Raw genomic sequence first — 17585 nt, 5'->3', positions numbered from 1 at the left:
GTTATAAGTTATAAGCTATAAGTTATAAGCTATAAGCTATAAGTGATAAGTCATAAATTAGAAATCACAGTTCAAAAGTTGAAATTTCTTAGGATGATTTCACTGTCCTTTTTTATTTTCGCTTACAGCTTACAGCTTACAGCTTACAGCTTATACGCCCAAGAGAAAAAAGACGAAGCTATTATTGTGAACGGCGATACGGTTGAATATTCTACCGATGCCAAAGAAGTGACTGCTACGGGAAACGTATCGGTAATCTATAAAGGCAGCAAGCTGACCTGCCATAAGTTGAGCGTAAACACCCAGACTAAGGATGCACAGGCCGAAGGCGATGTCAGGCTGGAAGATAAGGAAGGGATAGTAGAGGGAAAAAAAATAAAATATAATTTCCAGACCAAGAAAGGCATTATTATTGATTCAGGTTTTCGGGCTAATCCCTATTTCGGCAGGGCAGAGAACGTAGAGAAGGTGAGCGATAGCGAATTTATAGCTAACCGGGGATATTTTACCACTTGTAGTTATGATAATCCCCATTACCGTATTAAATCCGGAAAGATAGATGTTTTTCCGAATGACAAGATCCAGGCTAAGGATAATGCTTTCTACATAGGTAAGGTGCCCATATTGTATCTTCCCCGATACAACCATAACCTGAAGGACCCGATGGCGCACGTGCAGTTAACGCCCGGTAAGAAAAAAGAATGGGGCCCTTATATGCTCAGCGCCTGGAGATACAGCTTTACCGATAATATCAACGGCAGGATTTACCTGGATTATCGCACTAAACTCGGCGTAGCAGAAGGTTTTGGGGCTAATTATAAAAGTGAAAATTTCGGAAGAGGCGATTTCAAATATTATTATACCCAGGAAAGAGACCATACCCTTCCCAAAGACAATAGCAATCCCAGAATATTCCAAAGATACCTTATCCGTTGGCGGCACAAGTGGACTATAGACGAAAGAACAGATTTTACCTCAGAATATTATAAAATTACGGATTCTAAGATGGCGATCAAGGGCCCTACATATAATTTTCTGAAAGATTATTTCTATCGTGAATACGAAAAGGATAGCCAACCGCTGAGTTATGCCTTATTGCACCACAGTTTCAATTATTCCAGCTTAGATATACTTGTGCAGAAACGTACTAACCGTTGGTATGACCCGGGTTATTTGGAAAAGCTCCCCGAAGTAAAATATAGCCTGCCCAGTTACCAGATTTTAGACAGCCCATTTTATTTTGAAGATACTACTTCTGCGGGCAGTTATAATAAGAAGAACACCAGCACCATGACGCCTACGGCAAACGATACTAATCCTGATGCCCACGTGGACAGGCTGGATACCAGTAATAAGCTGTCCATACCTATGAAGGTAGCTTTTATCAATTTCACTCCTTTTGTTATGGACCGCCTGACCTTTTACGATAAAAAGGCGGTTAGCGCTTCCGACGAAGCCCCGCGCACTATTTTTTATGGCGGGGCGGATATGAGCACTAAATTTTACCGTATATTTGATATAAAGAGCAACTTTTTAGGGTTAGATATAAACGGCTTAAGGCATATCATTACGCCTACCGTAAGTTATACCTATCGTCACGAGCCTACCATAGGAAGCGCTAAGCTTAGGCAGATAGATGATGTAGATACGATTGATACCAGCAGCAACTCTCCGGCTTTTGAAATATCCAATAAACTGCAGACAAAACGTAATAATAAAAGCGTGGATTTTGCGGATTTACGCATCAATACCTCCTATGTATATAAACCTAAATCTATCTCGGAAGGAAGGAGTAAGCGGGGCAGCGGCTTCTCTGATGTCCTCTTTGATTTGCGAATCTTGCCATATTCATGGATGCATATAGATGCTGATGCCACCTATACGCATTCCGGGGCCCGCTCTGACCCTAAATACAACCATTTCTCTAACGGTAATTATGATATTAATTTTGATTTTGGGAATGAACGCTCATTCGGGGTAGGGCAGCGTTATGAGATAAAAGGCGGCAATGAAATAACCTATGATCTAAAGTGGCGCTTGACTCCTAAATGGAAGTTCTCGGCTTATCAGAGATACTATAGGGGGCACGAAACGAATAGGGCCAGGGGTTTAAGAGAACAGGAATATACCATATCCAGAGATTTACACTGTTGGACTTGGGATGTTACCTACAATGTTAAAAGAGGCTACGGCGAAAGCATCTGGTTTGTTTTTAGGCTAAAGGCATTTCCTGAGCTGGAGTTTAATTTTAATCAAGATTATCATGCGCCTAAGCCCGGCTCGCAATCAGCTTCTGTAGTGCGATAAAAGGAGAAGGTAGAAGTATGAATATTGCTATTATTGGTACAGGTTATGTAGGATTAGTTACGGGTGCCTGCTTTGCTGAGTTGGGAAACAAGGTTATCTGCGCGGACAATGACCGTAAAAAGATTGCCAACCTGAAAAAAGGCAGCATACCCATATATGAGCCGGGCCTTGAGGAGCTGGTGAAGATTAATGTCAAAAAAAAGAGGCTTTTCTTTACAACTAGCATTAAGGAAGCGCTCTCTAAATCTGAGGTAATATTTATTGCCGTAGGCACGCCTTCTTTGGATAACGGCGAAGCCGACCTTACCGGTGTTGAGAATGTAGCGCGTAATATAGCGCTGAATCTTTCCGGTTACCGTCTTATCGTTGAGAAATCTACCGTGCCGGTGGAAACGGGTAAATGGGTAAAACAGACTATCTCGGCCTATGTGAAACGAAAAGTAAAATTTGATATCGCCTCCAACCCGGAATTCTTAAGGGAAGGCCAGGCCATCAATGATTTTATGCATCCGGACAGGATTGTTATCGGCGTAGAATCAAAAAAGGCAAGGGATATACTGGCCGCTTTATATAAACCCCTGAATGTACCGCTGGTGGTAACGGATATTAAGTCCGCGGAATTGATAAAACATGCTTCTAACTCTTTTCTAGCCACTAAGATTTCTTTTATCAATGCCGTCTCCCAGGTTTGCGATAAAGTAGGGGCGGATGTAGCAGAGGTAGCGCAAGGCATGGGTTTGGATAAACGGATTGGACCGGGATTTTTGAATGCCGGCATAGGATACGGCGGGTCATGTTTTCCTAAGGACGTAGATGCCTTTGTAAATATCTCGGAAAAATTAGGCTGTAGTTTTGATTTGCTTAAGGCAGTCAGGGTTATTAACCAGCAGCAAAAAGAATTATTCTTAAACAAGGTTAAGGATGCCTTATGGATAATTAAAGATAAGACTATCGGGATATTAGGCCTGTCTTTTAAGCCAAACACCGACGATATCCGTAGCGCCCCGGCCATAGATATAATTAAGACCCTGCAATCAGAAGGCGCAAGAGTAAAGGTCTATGACCCTTGCGCAACGCAGAAGGCGAAGGAGGTATTGAAGGCGGTAACATTCTGTAAGGATTCCTACGAAGTTTGCCGGGGCAGCGATTGTTTATTGGTCCTTACGGAATGGGATGAATTCAAGGAGTTAGATTTTGTTAAGGTTAAGAAGTTACTCAAGAGGCCTTTTATCATAGACGGGCGTAATATCTACGACCCCCAGGGGTTGACTAAATTAGGCTTTAACTATATCGGTATTGGCAGGGCAGGAGCCTCTAAAAAATAACGGATAAAAATGGGAAATTCTATACAGGGGTTTAAAGAAAGAATCAATAAAAAGAAAGCCAGGATTTGCGTTGTGGGCTTAGGTTATGTAGGTTTGCCTCTGGCTTTGGAGTTTGCTAAAAAGGGCTTTTATGTTTTAGGCATAGATATAGATAAAGATAGGTTGGCGCATATCAGTAAGAAGGAGTCCTATATCAGCGATATCCCCACAGCGGAATTAAGGAAAATTATAGCCTCCGGAAAATTCAGGGCTAGCGCTAATTTCCAGGCCTTAAAAGGAGCGGATGCAGTGATTATATGTGTGCCCACGCCCTTGAAGAGAAAATACCATCCTGATATCTCCTATATTAAGCAGGCGGTGAATTCCATAGCGAAAAATATAAAAAAAGGGAGCCTGATTATTTTGGAGAGCACTACTTATCCCGGCACAACCGAAGATGTGATCCTGCCGCTTCTGGAATCAAAAGGCTTAAAATGCGGCGAGGATTTTTATCTGGCATTCTCTCCGGAACGCATAGACCCCGGCAATGCCAAATACCCGGTCAATAAAATTCCTAAGGTCGTCGGGGGAATAACAAAAGAAGCTACAGATTTAACCGTGGCGCTTTACAAGAATATAATTCATAAAGTCGTCCCGGTTTCTTCCAGCAGGGTTGCGGAGGCGGTAAAATTACTGGAGAATACTTTTCGCCTGATTAATATCGGGCTTATAGATGAGTTGGCGATGATGGCGCATAAGATGGGTATCGATATCTGGGAGGTTATTGAAGCAGCTAAGACCAAGCCGTTCGGTTTTATGCCTTTTTATCCGGGGCCGGGCGTGGGCGGCCACTGCATACCAAAGGACCCTTTATACTTATATTGGAAGGCCGGGCTACAAGGCTTTAAGCCGCGTTTTATTAAACTTGCTTCGGATATTATTACTTATATGCCCAAATATGTAGTAGAAAGGCTGCGGCAGATTTTAGGTAAACAAGGTATTGCGTTGAGTAAGGCTAAAGTCCTGCTTATCGGCGTTACTTATAAAAAAGACATCAAAGACCTAAGGAAATCCCCTTCTTTAGACATCATCGAAATTTTAGAGAAAGAAAATGCCTGCGTATGCTATCATGACCCGCTTATCCCTTATTTAAAATTTAACCATACCGACCTTAAGTCCGTAGATTTAACCGTACTTAACTTGAAGAAGTTTGACTGCGTAGTTATTGCTACCGAACATTCAGCGATAGACTATCAGTCCTTGTTGAAGAATTCCCGTATTATATTCGATACGCGTAATGTCTATGAAGGCATCAAAAGCAATAAGGTGATTAAACTATGAGTAAATTCTTAGTAACCGGCGGCGCGGGTTTTATCGGTTCTCACCTTGTCGAGGCCCTCGTACAAAAAAAACATTTTATACGGGTATTGGATAATTTCTCCAGCGGCAAGAAAAAAAATATCGAAGGGGTAATGGCTAAGATAGAGTTGGTGAGGGGCGATATCCGTTCGAAGGATACGTGTTTAAAAGCAGCTAAAGGCATGGATTTTATCCTGCATCAGGCAGCCTTAAGGAGCGTGCCTAAGTCCATGAACAATCCTAAAGAGTACAATGAAGTAAATATAAACGGCACTTTGAATATACTGGAGGCGGCATTAAAAAATAAAGTTAAGTCTTTTGTCTTTGCTTCTTCAAGTTCAGTCTATGGCGATGTAAAAGATTTCCCACAGAAAGAGGGGTTTTCGCCTGCGCCTATTTCGCCCTATGCCCTGACTAAATTAGCCGGGGAGCATTATTGCCGGATATTCAGCCGGTATTATGGCTTGCCGACGGTATCTCTACGTTATTTTAATGTCTTTGGCCCCCGCCAGGGCCTGGATGATGAATATGCGGTAGTCATACCTAAGTTTATTCATTGTATATTAAATGGCAAGCCCGCGCCCGTATACGGGACAGGCAGGCAGTCCCGGGATTTCACTTATGTGGCCAATGTAGTAGAAGCGAATATCCTGGCAAGCCAGAAACAAAAATTCAGGGGAGAGGTTTTTAATGTAGCCTTTGGCAGGGATTACACTGTTTTAGAGCTGCTGAAGTCCTTGAATAAAATCATGCGCAAAGATATAAAACCTGTTTTCCTCACGCCGCGGCCGGGAGATGTATTTAAGACAAAGGCGGATATTACTAAGATACAAAAACTTTTATCTTACAGGCCCAGGATAGATTTTCTTCGCGGCCTGGAATTAACAGCGGAGTATTTTAGAAATGCATAAAAAGACCGTAGTGATTACGGGTGGTGCAGGTTTTATCGGTTCGCATTTATGCGACAAGCTCATTAAAGAAGATTATAAAGTTATCTGTTTGGACAACCTTATTACGGGCAAGACAGAAAATATAAGGCATCTTACGAAAGATAGGAATTTCAGGTTTATAAGATACAACGTTACCGGATACATTGATATTGCAGGAAAAGTAGATTATGTCTTGCATTTGGCTTCTCTTGCCTCGCCGGTAGATTATCTGAAATTCCCTATCCAGACCCTGAAGGTAGGGTCCCTGGGTACGCATAATGCGCTGGGGTTAGCTAAAAGGAAACGCGCCGTATTCTTATTAGCTTCTACTTCGGAGGTCTACGGCGATCCGTTAATGCATCCGCAGCCGGAAAAATATTGGGGTAATGTCAATCCGGTAGGGGTGAGGGGTTGTTATGATGAATCCAAACGTTTTGCCGAGGCCCTCACTATGGCATACCATAGGATACATAACATAGATACAAGGATCGCCAGGATTTTCAATACCTACGGCCCGCGCATGCGCATAAATGACGGCCGGGTGGTGCCTAATTTTATCTATCAGGCAATAAATAATAAGCCCATTACCATATATGGCAGCGGAAGGCAGAGCCGTTCATTTTGCTATATCAGCGATTTAATAGAAGGTATATACAAGCTTATGTTGTCCCGTATAAATGAGCCGGTAAATTTAGGCAACCCTCATGAATTCAGTATCTTAGAATTTGCAAAGCTGGTCTTAAAAATGATCAAAACTAAAAGTAAGGTTGTTTTTAGGCCTTTACCGGAAGATGACCCCAAGCAGAGGCAGCCGGATATCTCGCGGGCAAAACAGGCCCTTAAATGGCAGCCCCGGATAGAGCTTAGGGAAGGCCTTAAAAGCACGATAGATTGGTTTTCAGGATAAATAACCTGGCGCATTCGGCGATAATGTTATTATGGTATACAAATGTGTTGACAAGTATTTAAGGAAGTGATATAAAAAGTAAAATACAAGATAACTTGCGTTTAAACATAGGGTAACTGTAATTTAAGAAAGGAGGCAGTGTTAAATGAAAAGAGGGTTTACGTTAGTCGAAATCATGATTGTTGTCGCGATTATTGCCTTATTGGCGGCCATAGCCATACCTAATTTGTTAAGGCAGAGAATTACCGCTAATGAATCAGCGGCCCAGGCGACCTTAAGGACTATTTCTACGGCCTTTGAGACATATTCCGCATCTCATGACGGTTTATACCCTACGGATATTGCCGCGCAGCTGGTAAATGTCACCCCGCCGTATATAAATGAAAATTACTTTACAAAATGTACCGCTACCTCGCCTTGCCAGGGCTATGCATATAGCGTGGGTACTCCTTTGGCTGCCGGTTATACTATAACCGCAAGGCCTGTTAGTTGTACTACCTCCGGGACCAAGAGTTTTACCGTAAGTACGGGCGGAGTGCTTTCTACGGACGCTACATGTACCGCAGCCGGCGGTTAGATTAGTTAATTAAGAAGGTTTTGATAAAAGGGCGAAGCAAAAAAAACACTTCGCCCTTTTTATTTTATATTATCCATAAACATAAGCAACAATTCAATGAATCTGTCAGTTTTCTCGCTCAAGTCGGTTTTTTAACGCCAATGATCTTTCGCATTTTCGGTGGCTGCAGAACTCGCAGCATTTGTTCTAACAAATGCTGCTCAAACAGCTTCGCCATCCCCGTTTTGTCGCTTCGCTCCACGGGGATTCCCTCAATGCTCAAGCTCCATTGGCTAAAACCTCCATTCGCTCGAAAACCGCCAGATTCATTTATTGTGACTCGTCAGATTCATATTTAGCGGGTGGCTTGGGTGTTTTCGAACAGCATCTTTAAGATACGAACGGACTTAGACTGTCTGGTTAAATATGTCCAGCGGGTGACGCGGGGGATGCCTCGAGGAAAATTTGACGAGAGGCGCCCCCACGGCAGGACCCGCTGCTTCTTATTAAGTGAAAACTAAAGCGGTGCTTATGAGAAAGCAAGACAAGGCAGCCGCTTTGTTTTTCCTTGACTATTAAGTTACAGTAACTTACAATAGCGCTTAGAGATATGAAAAATAGGATTATACCTAAGGCGAATATCGTATTCAGCAAAAAAGGCCCGATGAAATACATATCGCATCTGGACCTGATGCGTTTATTTATGCGGGCATTACGCCGGGCAGAACTGCCGATTAAAATTACCGAAGGCTTCAGCCCGCATCCTAAAATCAGCATTAAACGCGCTTTGAAATTAGGGATAGAAAGCGATTGCGAAGAAGCGACCTTTACTTTAAGGGAGCCAGTTGACCCCCGGGATTTTCAGGAAAGGCTGCAAAAACAGTTACCAGAAGGAATTTTTATAAAAGAAACCAGAGAATATGCCTAAAGAGATATTGATTAATATTGAACCGCAGGAAAAGCGGGTAGCCATAGTTAATGACGGCCGCCTGGAAGAATTTTATATCGAACGGCCGCAGGATAAGACTATAGTCGGTAATATCTATAAGGGTAAAATCGAAGCAGCCCTTGCCAATATCGGCGCCGCCTTTGTCGATATAGGCTTACCCAAGAAAGGTTTCTTATACTTAACCGAGATAGAATCTGCTTTTGAATTCGTGGAAACGCCACAAGAGAATATCCCCCGTGAAGTCAAGAAGGGCCAGGAAGTCCTGGTGCAGGTAGTGAAAGAATCATTCGGCACAAAAGGCCCGCGCCTTTCTACCCATATCGGCCTTCCGGGAAGGTACCTGGTGCTTATGCCCCAAGACCATCAGGTAGGGATATCGCGTAAGATAGAGGATGATGTTGAGAGGATGCGCCTTAAAACAATATTCCATGAATTAAAACTGCCTACGGATATGGGTTTTATTGTGCGCACAGCTGCGCAGGGTAAATCTAAGAAAGAATTGCTCAGGGATGCTAATTTTCTGATTAAGTTATGGAAGAGGATTGAGAAAATAATCCGCGCGAAGAAAGCGCCTTCCCTTGTCTATGAGGAGTACGATTTGACCCTGCGGGCGATACGCGATTCTTTTACCGAAGACGTTACTAAATTAATTGTAGATTCCAAAGAAGAATACCGCCGGATACACCGTTTTATCAGCACGTTCTTAAGATACCTCTCTAACAGGGTAGAATTATACCGGGGAGATAGCCTCTTTGAAGATAAGGATATTGAAAGACAGGTAAGCAGGATTTTTGAGAATAAGATCTATTTAAAATCAAAGGCATATATTATAATCGAGCCTACCGAGGGCCTGGTGGTTATCGATGTAAATAGCGGAGGTTTCAGGAAGAAAACCGAACAGGAAGAGACGGCGTTTAAGGTAAACTGCGAAGCAGCCATTGAGGTTGCCCACCAATTAAGATTGCGCGACCTCGGAGGGATAATCGTCATAGATTTTATTGATATGTTAAAGGAATCTCACCGCCGGGAAGTCTTAAACGTGCTCAAAAAAGAATTAAGTAATGATAAGGCAAAATACGATATTGAGGGTATTTCCAAATTCGGGCTGATAGAGATGACCCGTGAACGCATACACAGGACTGTCCAGATGCTTTCTTATCAGGCCTGCCATTACTGCCAGGGAAAGGGCAGGATTAAATCCCCAGTGACCATGTCCATTTACGCGCTTAAAGAGCTAAGGAGATTCCTCAAAGGTAAGTCTATAAAAGAGGCTAAGATTATATTGAATCCTGCCGTGGCTGATGAGGTTCTAAGAGATAAAGAGCACCTGCGTTTTATTGAGCGTAAATTCAGGGTGAAAGTTAATACCGTAGCTGACCCCAGCCTCAATATAGAGGATATAAGAATATCTTAAGCCAGCCTTAATCCATCCCATTTTTTCCCTTGACCCTCTTTGTTCCATATGTTATTATTATAACTCTATATAAAATAAGAAAAATAAACTTAAAGGAGAGCGACAAATGTATGCAATAGTTGAAGTTGGGGCAAAACAGTATAGTGTAAAAAAAGGCGATATTATTGAGGTAGAAAAGCAGTCCGGTAAAGATGGAAGCGAGATTACCCTGAATAGAGTACTCTTTGTTTCCAAAGATAAAAAGGCCGAAATAGGCCAGCCTTACCTGAAAGGCGCAAAAGTAGAGGCAACGGTCTTAGGACAAATAAAGGGCGAGAAAGTCGTTTCCTTTAAATACCGCCGCCGTAAGTCCTCCCACTGGAAAAAGGGGCACCGTCAGCAGCTGACCCGCCTGAAGATAAAAGAGATATCTATTGGTTAAGTCCGTTTAACGGATAAAACAGACTAAAACGGTATAAATGTTCATTGACAGCGCAAAAATTTATGTAAAGGCCGGCCACGGCGGAGGAGGCTGTAGCAGTTTATATCGCGATAAATATACCCGTAGGGGTATCCCCAATGGCGGTAATGGGGGCAGGGGCGCGGATATCGTCGTAAGGGCAGACAGGAATCTACGCACCCTTTTAGATTTTCGCTACAATAGGCATTTCTTTGGCCCTGCCGGAGGAAACGGGTCCAGTAAAAACAAAAAAGGTAAAGACGCCCACCCGGTTCTTATCCGGGTCCCTTGCGGCACGGCTATCAAGGATGCCAAAACAGGCTGTATCCTGCGCGACTTAGGTAAAGACCAGGAAGAAATTATTATAGCGCACGCAGGCAGGGGAGGTTTAGGTAACCAGCATCGTCAGATTGCTACAGACGGCGAGCCAGGGGAAGAAAAAGAATTAATCCTGGATTTAAAGCTTATTGCCGATGTGGGAGTGGTGGGTTTTCCTAATGTAGGGAAATCCACTTTGATTAGCGGTATTTCCCATGCCCATCCTAAAATTGCCCCTTATCCCTTTACCACCAAGGCCCCGGTATTAGGGGCGGTAAATTATGCAGGCGGCTCTTTTGTTATCGCTGACATCCCGGGGCTGATTGAGGGTTCATCCAGGGGCAGGGGTTTGGGCGATGAGTTTCTCAGGCATGTTGAGCGCACGAGGATCCTTATCCATCTTATAGATATGTCCGGATATGAAGGCCGCAACCCCCTAGAAGATTATAAAGTCATAAACAGGGAACTAAAAAATTACAGCAAAGAAGTTTACAAAAAACCTCAGATTATCGCAGCCAACAAAATGGATTTAGAAGGGGCAACCGTTAATCTGGAGAAATTTAGAAAGGCAATAAAAAAGAAGAAGGTTTATCCCATATCGGCATTAAAAAAAGAAGGCCTGGAGGAATTAATTGAAGCAATCGGAAAAAAAATATAAGAGGATTGTCGTAAAAATAGGCTCAAGCCTTTTATATTCGGCGAATAAAGTCTGGGATGATTCTTTCGTTTATGATATCGCTCACCGTCAAATTGCCAGTTTAGTTAAAGAAGGCAACGAAGTAATAGTTGTTTCTTCTGGGGCAATTGCTTTTGGCATGCGTACGCTTGGCTTAAAAGAACGCCCCAGGAAGTTGGAGGATTTACAGGCAACGGCAGCCATTGGTCAAAATAAATTGATGGATGGTTATCGGGGTTTCTTCGGGAAGGGTTATTTTAGCGCTCAGATCCTTTTAACCAATGAAGATTTTGCAAATAGAAAACGTTACTTAAATGCCCGAAATACGTTGCAGGCATTATTAAAAAAACAAAAGCATTGCCTTCAGCACATCGTTCCTATAATTAATGAAAACGATACAATATCTACTGATGAGATTAAATTTGGAGATAATGATAGGCTTTCTGCTTTAGTTTCCAGTTTGATTTCCGCTGACCTTTTAATTATTCTTTCTGATGTAGACGGGCTTTTAGATAAGGATAAGAAAGTCATTCCTGTTGTAGATGAGATTAATTCTCAAATAAAGGCACTTGCCTGTCCGACAGATAAGAAGATTTGCGTCGGTGGGATGATTACAAAGATTGAGGCGGCAAAGATATGCATGGATTCTGGGATACCTTGCGTTATAGCCAACGGGCGCACGAAGGATATAATTTTATCGGTAATCAAGGAACCAGAAAAGTATGGAACACTGTTTTCTCCTAAAAAGGGCTTAGCGGCAAGAGAACGCTGGATCGCCTTTGGCACAAAAGCCAAAGGGAGTATTACTGTTGACGACGGGGCGAAAAAGGCGCTTATGAATAAAAAGAGCCTGCTTGCCGTAGGGATTCTTGCTACCCATGGTGTCTTTGAGTCAGCGGACATTGTCAGCGTGGCAGATAAAGAAAATTGCGAATTTGCCAGGGGTAAAGTTAATCTTTCCAGCAGGCATTTAGATAAGGTTAAAGGCACTCGTCACGACAGAGAAGTAATCCACCGCGATAATATAGTGATACTGCAGGAGAAATAGTATGGCGCAGCTGAAAGAAGAATTTATCCGTATAGCCAGGAATGCCCGTGAGGCATCATTAGGCATGCTTAACGTATCCTCTGCGTTGAAGAATAAAGTTCTCAAGGGCATGGCCATGGCCTTAAAGAAAAATAAAAACATTATCCTCAAAGCAAACAAGAAGGATATACAGAAGTCTCTTGCCAATGGCTCATCGGCTGCATTTATCGACAGGCTCGTTCTTAACCAAAAGAGGATAGAAGAGATGTCAGGCTCTTTATTAGAAATAGCCGGATTAGATGACCCGGTGGGTGAAGTAATGAGGGCTTGGCGCAGGCCTTGCGGCCTCCTGATAAATAAAGTGCGCGTGCCTATCGGCGTAATCGCGATTATTTATGAGTCGCGGCCTAATGTGACTGCGGATTGTATCGGGTTATGTTTTAAATCCGCAAATGCAGTTATCTTAAGAGGGGGCAGCGAGGCCCTGAATTCTAACCTGGCCATATACCAGATACTCAAAGAGGTAATAAAGAGATCAGGTATCTCGCCGGGCATCGTTAATATGGTTACTACTGCCGACAGGCAGGCCGTGGATATATTACTGAAATTAAACGATTATATTGACCTAGTGATTCCCCGCGGCGGCGAAAGCCTGATTAACCGCGTAGTCAAAACTTCGCGTATCCCGGTAATAAAACATTACAAGGGTATCTGCCATGTATATGTTGACGATTGGGCAGACCTGAATATGGCCCAAAATTTATGTTACAACGCTAAAGTTCAGCGGCCTGGAGTCTGCAATGCCATGGAGAGCATGCTCGTGCATAAAGATGTTGCCATAAGATTTTTACCCGGGATGATTAAGAAATTTAAAGAAGCCGGCGTGGAAATCCGCGGTTGCCCTATAACCTGCAAAATCGTGAAAAATATTAAAAAGGCAAAAGATGCAGATTACCATACGGAGTATCTGGATTTGATCCTATCGGTTAAGGTCGTAGATAGTTTAGAAGAGGCAATCAGGCACATTAATCATTATGGTTCGCATCATTCCGATGCTATTGTTACCGATAATAAAGAGAACGCAGAAGTTTTTTTAAAGCAGGTGGATTCTGCCTGTGTTTATCTGAACGCCTCCACGCGTTTTACTGACGGTTATCAATTCGGCATGGGTGCTGAGATAGGTATCTCTACGGATAAACTGCATGCGCGGGGGCCTATGGCATTAGAAGAATTAACGACATATAAATATACGATATTCGGGAAGGGACAAATTAGAAAATAGTTTGTTGAGTTACTTGAGTTTGTTGAGTTTTTTGAGTTAAACCATGTATAACTCAATAACTCTATGAACTCAATAAACTCAATGAACTAATTTTAACAATAATCAGTATGAAAATAGGAATATTAGGCGGTACTTTTAACCCTATACATATCGGCCACCTCATTTTAGCTGAGGAGGTCAGGGAAAAGTTAAAATTAGATAAGGTTATTTTTGTGCCGGCATACCTGCCGCCGCATAAAGATAATTCTGATATTGCCTGCGCTGCTACGCGCCTTACTATGGTGAAGCTGGCCATAAAAGGCAACAGGCATTTTTTAGCTTCCGATATTGAAATCAAAAGAGACGGCCGTTCTTATACGATAGACACCTTGAGGGCATTAAAGGAAATATACCCGCAGGATGAGCTATATTTTATAATCGGTTCAGACCTGCTTAAGTATCTAAAAGAGTGGAAGGATTTAGATGAAATCATTAAAATGGTCAAGTTTGTGGTAGCGACGCGGCCGGGTTATCCGCTGGAGGAGATACCTTCCCACATTTCTACCATACCGATCAGGGCAGTGGATGTCTCCGGGTTTGAAGTACGCCAGGCGATCAAAGAAGAGAGGTCATTTCGTTATCTGGTCCCCGAGGCAGTATCCAGGTATATTAATAAAAAGAGGCTCTACAAATGAAAATCAAAATCGCACCATCCATATTATCTGCGGATTTTAGCTGCCTTGCCCGGGAAATAAAAAAGGTGGAGTCAGCGGGTGCAGATATGCTGCACATAGATGTTATGGACGGACACTTTGTGCCTAATATTACCATCGGGCCGGTAGTGGTTAAATATATACGCCGGGTGACAAAGCTCCCTTTAGACGTGCATTTAATGATTGAAAACCCGCAGAAATTCATTGATGAATTTATAAGTGCCGGAAGCGATATGATTACCGTGCATATTGAAGCCATATCAAGCGCAAAGCTTAAAGCGCAAAGCGTAAAGCTTAAAAAAAAGGGAATAAAGCTCGGTATATCCTTGAATCCTGCTACACCCTTAACAAAAATTAAGGAAACGCTGGGGTTTGTAGATTTTGTTTTAGTTATGTCAGTCAACCCCGGCTTTAGCGGCCAATCTTTTATACCTGCAGTATTGCCAAAAATAAGGCAGTTACGCTCTATTTTTAAAGGGGATATTTCTGTAGACGGGGGAGTAAACGATAAGGTAGCAGCCAGGATTATAAAATCAGGGGCTGATATTTTAGCCGCGGGTTCTTATATATTCGGCGCAAAGAATACCAGGTTAGCAATTGAAAGGATAAGAAATGCAAGATAACCATGAGATTAAATTCGGCACAGACGGCTGGAGAGGTATCATTGCCAAGAACTACACCTTTAAAAACTTAAAGATTGTTTCGCAGGCGGTGGCAGATTATCTGGGTTCCGGGAAGGATGCGGCAGTAGGTTATGACACGCGTTTTATGTCCGCAGATTTTGCCGAGGCAGCAGCGGGAGTGCTGGAAAATAACGGCATTAAGGTTTTGCTTTCGGACAGGGCTGTCCCTACTCCTGCTTTAAGTTTTGCCGTCAGGTCAAGGAAACTGGATTTAGGCATTATGATTACCGCATCCCATAATCCCGCGCAATATAACGGTTTTAAGATTAAGATACCTTCAGGAGGGGCAGCAGGTGAGGAGGTCACAGAGGATATAGAAAAACGCTTAGGGAAAACTCCTGTTAAGCCTGATAGCGGCAGCGCGGATTTAATAAAGAAAGAAGACTTAACCGGAGCCTACGTTAAATTCATCCGTTCTTACCTTGATTTAAAGAAAGTTAAGAAAAAAAGATTCAAGGTTTTAGTCGATGTCATGTATGGTTCAGGAGACAGTTTTATCGCCCAGGTACTTAAAGGGACAGATATAAGATTAGAGTTTATGCGTAACAGCATCAACCCTTCTTTTATGGGCATAAACCCCGAACCGGTTGAAGAGAACCTGGGAGGTTTAAAATCCAGGGTTAAAAAAGAGAAGTTTGATTTGGGGATAGCCTTAGATGGCGATGCAGACAGGATTGCCGCAGTTGCGCCAGGCGGCATATTTATCCATCCACAGAAAATATTGGGCCTTTTGGCGTTGCACCTGCATCAGGATAGGTCCTGGCGCGGCGGTATTGTCAAGACGATCGCAGGCACGACTATGATTGACCATATAGCCGGATTTTTAAAGGCCAAGCTTTACGAGACCCCGGTAGGTTTTAAATATATCTCTAACCTTATGGAGACAGAAGATATCTTAGCCGGCGGAGAAGAGGCAGGCGGCATGGGCGTCAAAGGGTATATACCTGAACGCGACGGGACAGTGGCAGGGCTCTTGCTCCTGGAGATGATGGCCTACCGTAATAAGGATATCCTGAAGATTTTGAATGAAACCGAAAAACAATTTGGCCGTTATTATTATTTACGCCAGGATTTGCGTCTTTCTAAACGCGTAGAACCCAGGAAAGAAATGCTGCCGGGGCAACTTTTAGGAAAAAAGGTGACGCAGGTAAAGGATTACGATGGTATAAAATTGATTTGTGCAGACGAAAGCTGGCTGATGTTTCGGGCCTCAGGGACCGAGCCTCTGATGCGTATCTATGCGGAGTCAAAGAATTTAAGCGATGCCAAAAAATTATTAGCCTACGGCAGGGAATTAATTTTAAAGGATGCTCTATAGTTTCTTCAGGTTTCTAATAATCATTATTTTAAAAATATTTTTCCATTTTGAGGTACGTGGGGTAAAGCATATCCCCAGGAAAGGCGGGTTTATTTTGGTCAGTAACCACGTCAGTTACTTAGACCCTGGGGTCTTAGGGGCTGCCTGTTCGCGTAAATTGAATTATATGGCTAAAGAAGAATTATTTTGCCGTCCCTGGATTTCGCGGCTCCTGCATGCGGTCTACGCCTTTCCCGTAAAGAGGGATTCTGCGGATTTATCCGCGATTAAAGAAGCTATGCGCCGCGTAAAAAACGGTAAAGGCCTGGCTTTATTTCCCGAAGGCAGCCGTAGATTCGACGGTAAATCGAGCGAACCTTATGCGGGCATCGGTTTTTTAAGCGCAAAACTGGACGTGCCGGTGATACCGGCTTTTATATCAGGGACAGAAAAGGCATTGCCTCGCGGCGTTAAGTTTCTGAAGGCAGCGAGTATTTCAGTACGTTTCGGAGAACAAATTCCCATAGAAAGGAGGGTGCCTTATCAAGAAACCGCAAAACAAATAATGGATAATATTAGGCATCTTTCATGCGAGGAATCAAATTAGCGAAGAATATTGGTTTCTGTTTAGGGGTTAAGCGGGCAATAGATATTGTTGAAGGGGCGCTTAATAGAAATAAAGGCATTATTTATTCGCTGGGGCCGGTCATACATAACCCCGAGGTAATAAAACGCCTGGAAAGAAGGGGCCTGTGCGTAGTAAAATCGTTAGATAATCTAAAGGAATCATCCGTCCTTATATTACCCTCCCACGGCACTGCGCGCAATATATTAAAAACCGCAAAAAAGAAAAAATTAAGGCTTATAGACGTAACTTGTCCTTATGTCTCCTTGGTGCAGAAGACCTGCGCCATGCTCCACGAACAGGGGCTAGAAGTTATCATTATCGGCGAACGCAGGCATCCTGAGATAAAGGCGTTATTGGATTTGGCTATAGGAGCGCATACTATCGATAGGATAAAAGATATAAAACAGGGCTGGTTCTCATATAGGAAAATAGGGATTATTTCCCAGACTACGCAGGCGCAGGACATGTTTTTTAAGATAGTCAATAAAATTCTAGAGAAAAATCCTTTGGTAAAGGAGGTGCATATTTATAACACCATATGTTTGGATACGGCCCGCAGGCAGGATGAAGCTGGAAAACTGGCTAAGTCCGTAGATGTCCTTTTGGTTGTTGGTTCGCGCCTAAGCGCCAACACTAAGAGGCTCTTTTCCATAGGCCGCAAAATTAATAAAAGAACGTATCTGGTGGAAAATAAAGGAACGCCGTTATCCGGTATATTAAAAAAGGCCGATAGGGTCGGTTTGATCAGCGGCGCTTCCACGCCGGAATGGTTAGTTGGGGATATCGTTAAAAAAATAAGTTCGCGAAAGGAGAAATAA

General features: G+C 43.0%; 17 protein-coding genes. All 17 read left to right on the top strand.

Annotated features, from left to right (window positions below; all coding sequences use genetic code 11):
* The first annotated feature begins 93 nt into the window (after positions 1-93).
* The 17 genes from lptC (at position 94) to ispH (ending at position 17585) form a co-directional block, all read left to right on the top strand.
* A complete protein-coding gene (gene lptC / locus PHV44_01710; protein MDD5592001.1) occupies positions 94-2307 on the top strand; it encodes an LPS export ABC transporter periplasmic protein LptC in 2214 nt (737 codons plus the stop codon).
* A 17-nt stretch (positions 2308-2324) separates the two neighbouring features.
* Entirely contained in the window at positions 2325-3632 is a 1308-nt protein-coding gene (locus PHV44_01705) for a UDP-glucose/GDP-mannose dehydrogenase family protein (GenBank protein MDD5592000.1), read from the top strand.
* A 9-nt stretch (positions 3633-3641) separates the two neighbouring features.
* Positions 3642-4952, top strand: a complete 1311-nt coding sequence (locus PHV44_01700) for a nucleotide sugar dehydrogenase (GenBank protein ID MDD5591999.1) — start codon at positions 3642-3644, stop codon at positions 4950-4952.
* Entirely contained in the window at positions 4949-5881 is a 933-nt protein-coding gene (locus tag PHV44_01695; protein MDD5591998.1) for an NAD-dependent epimerase/dehydratase family protein, read from the top strand. The genes PHV44_01700 and PHV44_01695 overlap by 4 nt, the downstream gene beginning before the upstream one ends.
* Positions 5874-6806 (top strand): SDR family oxidoreductase, encoded by a 933-nt coding sequence (locus PHV44_01690; protein ID MDD5591997.1) that lies wholly within the window; start codon positions 5874-5876, stop codon positions 6804-6806. Before PHV44_01695 ends, PHV44_01690 begins: the two co-directional genes overlap by 8 nt.
* A 145-nt stretch (positions 6807-6951) precedes the next feature.
* On the top strand, positions 6952-7383 hold the full coding sequence (locus PHV44_01685) for a type II secretion system protein (GenBank protein MDD5591996.1): 432 nt from the start codon (positions 6952-6954) through the stop codon (positions 7381-7383).
* A 589-nt stretch (positions 7384-7972) separates the two neighbouring features.
* Positions 7973-8290, top strand: a complete 318-nt coding sequence (locus PHV44_01680) for a TIGR03936 family radical SAM-associated protein (protein ID MDD5591995.1) — start codon at positions 7973-7975, stop codon at positions 8288-8290.
* Positions 8283-9725 carry a ribonuclease E/G gene (locus tag PHV44_01675; GenBank protein ID MDD5591994.1) on the top strand — a complete coding sequence of 481 codons (1443 nt, stop codon included), beginning with the start codon at positions 8283-8285 and terminating at the stop codon, positions 9723-9725. The genes PHV44_01680 and PHV44_01675 overlap by 8 nt, the downstream gene beginning before the upstream one ends.
* A 106-nt stretch (positions 9726-9831) precedes the next feature.
* Complete coding sequence (gene rplU, locus PHV44_01670) at positions 9832-10146, top strand: 50S ribosomal protein L21 (GenBank protein ID MDD5591993.1); 315 nt, start codon at positions 9832-9834, stop codon at positions 10144-10146.
* A gap of 37 nt (positions 10147-10183) precedes the next feature.
* On the top strand, positions 10184-11140 hold the full coding sequence (gene obgE / locus PHV44_01665) for a GTPase ObgE (GenBank protein ID MDD5591992.1): 957 nt from the start codon (positions 10184-10186) through the stop codon (positions 11138-11140).
* Positions 11115-12206, top strand: a complete 1092-nt coding sequence (gene proB / locus PHV44_01660; protein MDD5591991.1) for a glutamate 5-kinase — start codon at positions 11115-11117, stop codon at positions 12204-12206. The genes obgE and proB overlap by 26 nt, the downstream gene beginning before the upstream one ends.
* Before the next feature lies 1 nt (position 12207).
* Positions 12208-13467: a glutamate-5-semialdehyde dehydrogenase gene (locus tag PHV44_01655; protein ID MDD5591990.1), complete on the top strand. Its 1260-nt coding sequence runs from the start codon at positions 12208-12210 to the stop codon at positions 13465-13467.
* A 107-nt stretch (positions 13468-13574) separates the two neighbouring features.
* Positions 13575-14141 carry a nicotinate-nucleotide adenylyltransferase gene (locus PHV44_01650; protein MDD5591989.1) on the top strand — a complete coding sequence of 189 codons (567 nt, stop codon included), beginning with the start codon at positions 13575-13577 and terminating at the stop codon, positions 14139-14141.
* Positions 14138-14782, top strand: coding sequence for a ribulose-phosphate 3-epimerase (gene rpe / locus PHV44_01645; protein ID MDD5591988.1), 645 nt, complete (start codon positions 14138-14140; stop codon positions 14780-14782). The genes PHV44_01650 and rpe overlap by 4 nt, the downstream gene beginning before the upstream one ends.
* Positions 14772-16160 (top strand): phosphoglucomutase/phosphomannomutase family protein, encoded by a 1389-nt coding sequence (locus PHV44_01640; GenBank protein MDD5591987.1) that lies wholly within the window; start codon positions 14772-14774, stop codon positions 16158-16160. The genes rpe and PHV44_01640 overlap by 11 nt, the downstream gene beginning before the upstream one ends.
* On the top strand, positions 16150-16746 hold the full coding sequence (locus PHV44_01635; protein MDD5591986.1) for a lysophospholipid acyltransferase family protein: 597 nt from the start codon (positions 16150-16152) through the stop codon (positions 16744-16746). The genes PHV44_01640 and PHV44_01635 overlap by 11 nt, the downstream gene beginning before the upstream one ends.
* Positions 16728-17585, top strand: a complete 858-nt coding sequence (ispH, locus tag PHV44_01630) for a 4-hydroxy-3-methylbut-2-enyl diphosphate reductase (GenBank protein ID MDD5591985.1) — start codon at positions 16728-16730, stop codon at positions 17583-17585. Before PHV44_01635 ends, ispH begins: the two co-directional genes overlap by 19 nt.

The sequence above is a fragment of the Candidatus Omnitrophota bacterium genome (assembly GCA_028717245.1).
Classification (GTDB): Bacteria; Omnitrophota; Gorgyraeia; order Gygaellales; family Profunditerraquicolaceae; genus JAGUYA01.
The sequence above is the reverse complement of the archived record's forward strand: the minus strand, read 5'-3'. Positions and strand labels throughout refer to the sequence as shown.

Excerpts from the sequence above, each read along its gene's own strand:
- rplU (MDD5591993.1), top strand. The coding sequence starts at position 9,832 with ATGTATGCAATAGTTGAAGTTGGGGCAAAACAGTATAGTGTAAAAAAA.
- PHV44_01640 (MDD5591987.1), top strand. The coding sequence starts at position 14,772 with ATGCAAGATAACCATGAGATTAAATTCGGCACAGACGGCTGGAGAGGT.
- PHV44_01705 (MDD5592000.1), top strand. The coding sequence starts at position 2,325 with ATGAATATTGCTATTATTGGTACAGGTTATGTAGGATTAGTTACGGGT.
- PHV44_01635 (MDD5591986.1), top strand. The coding sequence starts at position 16,150 with ATGCTCTATAGTTTCTTCAGGTTTCTAATAATCATTATTTTAAAAATA.
- PHV44_01675 (MDD5591994.1), top strand. The coding sequence starts at position 8,283 with ATGCCTAAAGAGATATTGATTAATATTGAACCGCAGGAAAAGCGGGTA.
- lptC (MDD5592001.1), top strand. The coding sequence starts at position 94 with ATGATTTCACTGTCCTTTTTTATTTTCGCTTACAGCTTACAGCTTACA.
- PHV44_01650 (MDD5591989.1), top strand. The coding sequence starts at position 13,575 with ATGAAAATAGGAATATTAGGCGGTACTTTTAACCCTATACATATCGGC.
- PHV44_01655 (MDD5591990.1), top strand. The coding sequence starts at position 12,208 with ATGGCGCAGCTGAAAGAAGAATTTATCCGTATAGCCAGGAATGCCCGT.
- PHV44_01695 (MDD5591998.1), top strand. The coding sequence starts at position 4,949 with ATGAGTAAATTCTTAGTAACCGGCGGCGCGGGTTTTATCGGTTCTCAC.
- PHV44_01680 (MDD5591995.1), top strand. The coding sequence starts at position 7,973 with ATGAAAAATAGGATTATACCTAAGGCGAATATCGTATTCAGCAAAAAA.
- rpe (MDD5591988.1), top strand. The coding sequence starts at position 14,138 with ATGAAAATCAAAATCGCACCATCCATATTATCTGCGGATTTTAGCTGC.
- PHV44_01685 (MDD5591996.1), top strand. The coding sequence starts at position 6,952 with ATGAAAAGAGGGTTTACGTTAGTCGAAATCATGATTGTTGTCGCGATT.
- ispH (MDD5591985.1), top strand. The coding sequence starts at position 16,728 with ATGCGAGGAATCAAATTAGCGAAGAATATTGGTTTCTGTTTAGGGGTT.
- PHV44_01700 (MDD5591999.1), top strand. The coding sequence starts at position 3,642 with ATGGGAAATTCTATACAGGGGTTTAAAGAAAGAATCAATAAAAAGAAA.
- PHV44_01690 (MDD5591997.1), top strand. The coding sequence starts at position 5,874 with ATGCATAAAAAGACCGTAGTGATTACGGGTGGTGCAGGTTTTATCGGT.
- obgE (MDD5591992.1), top strand. The coding sequence starts at position 10,184 with ATGTTCATTGACAGCGCAAAAATTTATGTAAAGGCCGGCCACGGCGGA.